This is a genomic window from Pseudonocardia lacus, from assembly GCF_018531445.1.
Taxonomy (GTDB): domain Bacteria; phylum Actinomycetota; class Actinomycetes; order Mycobacteriales; family Pseudonocardiaceae; genus Pseudonocardia; species Pseudonocardia lacus.
The window spans coordinates 1-1,897 of the sequence record NZ_JAHDTH010000429.1; the positions used below are offsets into that span (position 1 = coordinate 1).

The following is a 1,897-nucleotide window of genomic DNA, read 5'->3' on the forward strand; positions in this document are numbered from 1 at the left end:
GCCGACAGCGGCGGCGTCAACCCGCGCACCAGCAGGTCCTGGGCGGCGTCGGTGTCGCGGACGAGCCGGGTGACCAGGTCGCCGGAGCGGAACCGGCGCAGCGGCTCGGTGGCGGCGAGCCGGGCGAACACCCGCACCCGGACGTCGGCCAGCGTGCGCAGCGCGGCGTCGTGGGTGGTGAGGCGTTCGAGGTAGCGGAGCACGCCGCGGCCGACGCCGAGCGCGCGGGTCGCGACGACGGCGACGCTCAGCGCGGTCAGCGGCGGGTGGGTCGCCGCGGTGGCGATGAGCCAGGCCGCGAGGACCAGCAGCGCCACCCCGGCCGCGGTCGCCCCGGCCCCGGCCAGCACGCCGAGCGCGAACCGCGGCCCGCGCGGGCGGGCGAGCGCGACCAGGCGGACCAGGGGGTCGTGGCGGGCGGTGCTCATCGCGGCGTCCCGGCGGTGGCGAGCGCGGGCGCGTCCAGGCGCACGTGCGCGTCGGCGACGTCCTCCCAGCCGGGGTCGTGCGCCACGACGAGCCCGGTCGCGCCGCGCAGCAGCACCGCCGCCGCGCTCCGGACGGCACGCGCGGCGTCCGGGTCGAGGTGCGCGGTCGGCTCGTCGAGCAGCACGAGGTCGGCGCCGCCCGCCCGGCGCAGGAAGGCCCGGGCCAGCGCGACCCGCTGGCGCTGCCCGGACGACAGCCGGGTGCCGCGCTCACCCAGGCGCGTCCGGTAGCCCTCGGGCAGGCCGGCCACGACCTCGTCCAGGCCGGCGGCGCGGGCCGCGTCGCGCACGGCCGCGTCGGACGCCCCCGCAGCGCCGAGGCGGATGTTGTCGGCGACCGAGGCGTCGAACAGGTAGGGCCGCTGCGGCACCCACGCGATCCGCCTGCGCCAGGCCTCGGCGTCGACCTGGGCCAGGTCCACCGCCCCGTCGGGGCCGAGCAGCACCCGGCCGGCGGCCGGGTCCACCAGCCGGGCCAGCACCCCGAGCACCGTCGACTTGCCGGCCCCGCTCGGCCCGGTCAGCAGGGTCGTGCGGCCCGCGGGCAGGTGCAGCGACAGGTCGTCGACGGCCGGCTCGGACCGGCCGGGGTAGGTGACCCGCAGCCCCTCGATCCGCACGTCCGGCGCCCCGGCGGGGCAAGGCGCCCCCGCCCCGCTCTCCCCGGCAGCGGCGCTCGGCGCGTCGAGCACCGCGAACACCCGCCGCACCGCGGAGACGCCCTCGGTGCTGGCGTGGAACCGGGCGCCGACCTCGCGCACCGGCAGGTAGGCCTCCGGGGCGAGGATCAGCACGAGCAGCGCGGTCTCCAGGTCGATGCGGCCGTAGAGCAGCCGCAGCCCGATCTCCACCGCGACCAGCGCCACGGCCAGCGTGGAGAGCACCTCCAGCACGAACGCCGAGAGGAACGCGACGCGCAGCGTGCCCATCGTGGCGACGCGGTGGGCGTCGGTGACCTCGCGGATCCGCGCCGCGGCCGCCCGCGAGCGGCGGAACAGCGCCAGCGTCGGCAGGCCCTGCACGACGTCGAGGAAGTGTCCGCCCAGGCGTTCCAGCAGCCGCCACTGGCGGTCGGTGCGGGCCTGGGTGTGCCAGCCGACGAGCGCCATGAAGATCGGGATCAGCGGTAGCGTCAGCCCGATGACCAGCGCCGACAGCGGGTCCACCGCGCCGACGACGACCAGCACGGCGGTCGGGACCAGCACGGCGAGCACCAGTTGGGGCACGAAGCCGGCCACGTAGTCCTGCAGGGCGTCGAGGCCCCGGGTGGCGAGCGTGACGACCTCCCCGGCCCCGACCCCGCCCGGCACGCCCGCGGTCGCGACCCGGCGCAGCAGCGCCCGGCGCAGCGCCGACTGCACCGACGCCGCGCCGCGCAGGGCGGCGGTCTCGGCCACGGCGGCCAGCGC

Annotated in this window: 1 protein-coding gene and 1 pseudogene; both read right to left on the reverse strand. The window is 78.9% G+C overall.

The annotated features are described in order from the left end of the window. Positions 1 to 428 (reverse strand): annotated as a pseudogene (locus KIK08_RS38795) (thiol reductant ABC exporter subunit CydC); the annotation flags it as partial. After that, the coding region (gene cydD / locus KIK08_RS38800) for a thiol reductant ABC exporter subunit CydD (RefSeq protein WP_214408293.1) at positions 425 to 1,897 on the reverse strand (1,473 nt) is incomplete at its 5' end. The gene cydD and the pseudogene KIK08_RS38795, both read right to left, overlap by 4 nt.